The 4,338-nt window shown below is 64.3% G+C and carries 5 protein-coding genes and 1 pseudogene; 2 read left to right on the top strand and 4 right to left on the bottom strand.

What is annotated here, in order from left to right; translation table 11 throughout:
- Positions 1 to 408 (bottom strand): annotated as a pseudogene (locus QT222_RS05550) (TIGR00341 family protein); the annotation flags it as partial.
- Between the two features lie 37 nt (positions 409 to 445).
- Positions 446 to 1,171 carry a 5-formyltetrahydrofolate cyclo-ligase gene (locus QT222_RS05545; RefSeq protein WP_004059359.1) on the bottom strand — a complete coding sequence of 242 codons (726 nt, stop codon included), beginning with the start codon at positions 1,169 to 1,171 and terminating at the stop codon, positions 446 to 448.
- 121 nt (positions 1,172 to 1,292) lie between these two features.
- On the opposite strand from QT222_RS05545, the gene QT222_RS05540 reads away from it, so the two are divergent.
- A complete protein-coding gene (locus QT222_RS05540) occupies positions 1,293 to 1,781 on the top strand; it encodes a GNAT family N-acetyltransferase (protein ID WP_014732408.1) in 489 nt (162 codons plus the stop codon).
- A gap of 93 nt (positions 1,782 to 1,874) precedes the next feature.
- On the top strand, positions 1,875 to 2,492 hold the full coding sequence (engB, locus tag QT222_RS05535; RefSeq protein ID WP_004059361.1) for a GTP-binding protein EngB: 618 nt from the start codon (positions 1,875 to 1,877) through the stop codon (positions 2,490 to 2,492).
- A gap of 44 nt (positions 2,493 to 2,536) precedes the next feature.
- Here the strand turns inward: engB and ddh are convergent, their stop codons facing one another.
- Complete coding sequence (ddh, locus tag QT222_RS05530; RefSeq protein WP_491476567.1) at positions 2,537 to 3,463, bottom strand: D-2-hydroxyacid dehydrogenase; 927 nt, start codon at positions 3,461 to 3,463, stop codon at positions 2,537 to 2,539.
- An 89-nt stretch (positions 3,464 to 3,552) separates the two neighbouring features.
- Entirely contained in the window at positions 3,553 to 4,278 is a 726-nt protein-coding gene (locus QT222_RS05525; RefSeq protein ID WP_491476568.1) for a DUF3179 domain-containing (seleno)protein, read from the bottom strand.
- Positions 4,279 to 4,338 lie beyond the last annotated feature (60 nt).

The following is a 4,338-nucleotide window of genomic DNA, read 5'->3' as shown; positions in this document are numbered from 1 at the left end:
GTCGAGGAGCAACCCGGCGGTGGCGACGACCGCCGAGATAATCGTCATGATGACGAACGTCGGCACCGACGGGGCCAGACTGGCGGCTTTCGACGCCAACTCCCCCCGCGCGACTCTATCGCCGGTTTCATTCTCCTCCTCGTACTCTTTCTGTAGCTTGTCGAACCGCTTCGACGCAACGGTCTCGGCGGCGACAACGACGGTGTAGGCGTCGCGTTCGACACCCGCGTCTCGCAAGCGCGCCAGCACTGGCTCGACCGCTTCCTTCGGGACCGGGAAGGTGACGACGGCGACGAAGTCGCGCCCGGACGTCTCCTCGGAGACGGCGTAGTCGACACCCTCCTCGTCAAGTGTCCGAAGGACCGCTTTGCGCTTGCCGGTCGGCACCATCACCTGTACGAGTCGCACGGCCTCACGTCACTCCGGACAGCCAAATAAGCAGGGGCTACTCGGCGTCCCGCTTGTCCCGAAGCCGCTGCAACACGGGCATCTCTTCGAGTCGCTCGGCCGAAAGCGCCGACCAGTCGATTCCTTCCGGTCGCGGATACGGCGTTTCGGTTCGAACCGTCCGCTCGGGCGTGACGACGAGGTCCATCGGCACGTCGTGGGAATCCGGCTCCGGGAGGTCGTCGCGGACTTGCAGTTCGTGAACCGTCGTTGCGATGGTCGTCTCGTCGTCGACCGCCCCGAGGCCCTGCAACACCGCGTATTCGAGGTCGCTGAACCCTTCGCCTTTGCCGATTCGGACACCCTGCTCGGAGACGACGACCGACCCGGAGACCACGAAATCGATTGCCGGCAGTTCGTCCGGGGCGACCTGCTCGGCGTAGCTTTCGACGTGTGAAACGGTCGGCGCGCTATCGAGGTTGTCGTCGTCGATGCGGGCGGGGTCGAGTTCGTAGAAACACCGCTCGTCGCGGAGTCGCGGGACGGCCATGTAGACGACTTTACCTTCGCGGAGGGCGCGCCGCCTGACCGGGAGTTGTGGGGCATCAGGATTGGCCTTGATTGCGGTCGCGTCTGCCCATTCGGGCGTCCCGGCGAGCCTATCGGCCGCTGCCCGTGCGTCGGCGAAGTTGGGAATGCGACCGTGTGGCGGGAAGGGAAAGCGGGCTTCGCCCGATGATTCGAGTTCGTCCCAGACCGTGTCTCGGAGTGCTGCTTTGTCCATCGGTCTCGTCTTCAGTATCTCAGACGGGGTGAATAGCTTCCCCGTCTTGGTTGGTTCACCCCCGTAGTCTGACTTTCACTCCCGCGAAACGATTTTGCAATATCTGTCCGAACGTATGCGTATGTTCGTCCGAACTGCGAGAGCGGCCGACGTATCGGACATCGCCCATATCTGCGCCGAAGGGTGGCGCGACGCGGCGGCGAATATCGTCGCACCGACCGAAGTCGGGTCGGTCGTCGACGCGCGGTTCAGCGAGTCACGTCTCCACCGAGAAGTGCGTAAGGCGGACGACATACATGGGTGGGTCGTCGCTGTCGAGGACGGCGAAGTCGTCGCGGCTGGCGGCGGTGGCATGACGGACAAACGCCGCGGTGAGGTGTTTTCGCTCCACACGCACCCGGATGTGCGGGGGTCGGGTGCCGGAACTGCGCTCCTCCGGACGATGACGGCGAAACACGTCGTCAGCGGTGCGCGCGAGCAGTGGGCGTCCTGTCTCGACGGCGACGAAGACACGCTTTCGTTCTATCGGGCACGAGGGTTCGATGTCGCCGACTCGCAACCACACGACGACCTTCCGGCGGCGACGCTCAAACTCGTCAGACGCATCTGAGTTCTCCTTCGTCGCTCTCCAGCGATTGACCGAGCCAAGCACCTACCGCGTCGCTTCCGTCCCGCTTATCTGTCGTGATGGCGAACCCCGGGTATGTTCGAAGACCGACCGAACCGCGACGAAATCGTCCTCGTCGGGCGGTCGAACGTGGGCAAGTCGACCCTGATGCGAGAGTTGACTGGTCACAGCAAGTTCACGACGGGAAAGAAACCCGGCGTCACGCGCAAACCCAACCATTTCGACTGGACCTCGGAGAAATTCATGTTCACCGACCTTCCTGGGTTCGGGTTCATGTCGGGCGTCAACAGCGACACCCGCGAGGCCATCAAGACCGATATCGTCCAGTATATCGAGGAGAACGCCGACGATATCCTCGCGGCAGTTCTCGTCGTCGATGGCAAGAGCGTCATCGACATTATCGACCGCCACACCACAGACGAGTCGATTCCGCACGACGTGGAGATGTTCTACTTCCTCGACGAACTCGACATTCCGACCGTCGTCGCCGTGAACAAGATGGACAAAGTCGACGACCGCGACGAGCGCCTGAACGACCTCTGTGACCGTCTCGGTCTCTTCCCGCCGTGGAAGCAGTGGCGGAACGTCATCGCCCCGATTACCGCCAAGCGAGGCGACATCACGAACCTCGAAGAGGCACTCCGGTCGCATCTCCACGAACAGGGTCGCGACGACCTGTTCAAGTTCCTCTAGCGGTTCTCGCGGAGTTCTTTCCGTCTCCCTCGCTCGCCCGGTGATTACACCACGCGATTTGTGAGTTCGTCTCCGGTAGCTATCTTCTCGATATTCTTACGGATGAGTGCGGCAACGTCCTCGTGGTACTTGCTCGTCGCGGCACTGACGTGCGGTGTGATGAGCACGTCCTCGAAATCCCACAACGGCGAGTCTTCCGGGAGCGGTTCCTCGGAGAACACGTCGAGTGCTGCGCCCGCGATGTCGCCCGAGTCGAGTGCCGCGACAAGGGCCGTCTCATCGACGACCGGTCCGCGAGCGACGTTCACGAGAGAGGCGTCTTCGCGCATCGTTTCGAACTCCGGCGCGGCGACTATTCCTTCGGTTTCGTCCGTCAGCGGCGTCGCTAAGACGACGAACCGAGCATCTGCGATGGCCTCGTGCAATCGGTCGGGCGTGTAGACCGTCGAGACGTTGTCGACCGGGTCGCCCGAGCGGCGGACGCCGACGACCTCCATACCGAGGGCGGCCGCGCGGTCGACGACCCCCCGACCGAGCGTGCCGAGACCGACGACACAGACGCGCTCTCCCGCGAGGGTGAACGGCTCTTCGTAGCGCGGCAGGTCCCACGCGTGGTCGTGCTGGGCGTCGCGGTAGGCGTGGAGACGGCGGGCGAACGTCAGCATGTACCCTGCGACCGTCTCGCCGACGGTCGTGCCGTGTATTCCAGTACTGTTGGTGAGATACGTCCCCGCTTCTTCGTAGACACCGACGGGGAACTCGTCGTATCCGGCGCGAATGCAGTGGACCCAGTCCGCATCGAGAAAGGCGTCTCTGTGGCCGAACGAGGCCACCGCGTCGCCCGGCCCGAACTGTTCGTCCTCGCCGGCGAATTCGACGGGCACGCCGAGGTCGGACAGTGCCTCGATGAATCGCTGTGGCGGCATTGCGCGACCGACCGATTCGTCCACCGCGAGACGTTCGATATGCATGGGTGCGTGTCACACCGATGGACGAAGGAACTTTTGCCGTCGGCGTCGGTAACCGGTTTTGCCGCGGAACTCCGCCCCTCGAAATGACGCTACGCCGTCTCCGACCACGGCAGCGGAAGCACCGTGTCAGTCCCCGGGTGCGCCGCGCGCCACTCGCCCCATGTCGTTACCGTCGATGGAAGAATACGCATTCGTTCGCCCGACTGCGGCCCGCAGATGGCCTTCGCCAAGAGTTGACTCCAGTAGCTTCCGGTCGCTTCGTCGTAGAGGACGAGATTCCCCGAATTTCGAACGTCGGCGTCGCCGGACGACGCGGACGCGCCGAACGCCCGGCCCTCCTGCACGCTGGCGAACCCGTAGATTTCGGGCGGTTGCCAGAGGTGTCCGGAAACCTGAAAGCGCGTTTCCTCGCCGTCGACGCGGCGCTCCGCGACCATTCCGGACTGACAAATCGGACAGTAGGTCACGAGTACCGGGTCGCCGCCGAGGGTGTCGTTGACGACTTCGTGCCACCAGAGAATCGAAAGCGGATACGCGCGGGCCGTGCCCCCTCGCTCGATACCAATCACGTAGCCGTCGTCGTCGAGACCCGGTCCAACCTCGTAGCCGAGGCGGTACTTCTCGGCGACGTTCCGGCCCTCCCAATCCGGAGCAACTGCTGGTTCGAGAATCGCCTCGATACCGACGAACGGGTTCGGCGGGGCGCCACAGACGGTTCCCGGAAAGCCGTGTTTGGCCACCGGGCCGGGGGTTTCGGGTGCGGGGAAGCCCGCCATTGGGGGGCCGGGTTTTTCCCCGGGGGAGCCTCCGGACACCGTCGGCGGGGCGCGGGGGGGGCGCCGGAACAGCCCGCCGTGGACCGCGGGCCCGTGGGG

Source organism: Haloferax sp. s1 (genome assembly GCF_058382125.1).
Note: the sequence above shows the minus strand (reverse complement) of the source record. Positions and strands in the feature narration are given on the sequence as shown.

Bases quoted from the DNA above. Each gene is read 5' to 3' on its own strand.
- QT222_RS05545 (WP_004059359.1), bottom strand. From the start codon at position 1,171: ATGGACAAAGCAGCACTCCGAGACACGGTCTGGGACGAACTCGAATCA.
- QT222_RS05540 (WP_014732408.1), top strand. From the start codon at position 1,293: ATGTTCGTCCGAACTGCGAGAGCGGCCGACGTATCGGACATCGCCCAT.
- engB (WP_004059361.1), top strand. From the start codon at position 1,875: ATGTTCGAAGACCGACCGAACCGCGACGAAATCGTCCTCGTCGGGCGG.
- ddh (WP_491476567.1), bottom strand. From the start codon at position 3,463: ATGCATATCGAACGTCTCGCGGTGGACGAATCGGTCGGTCGCGCAATG.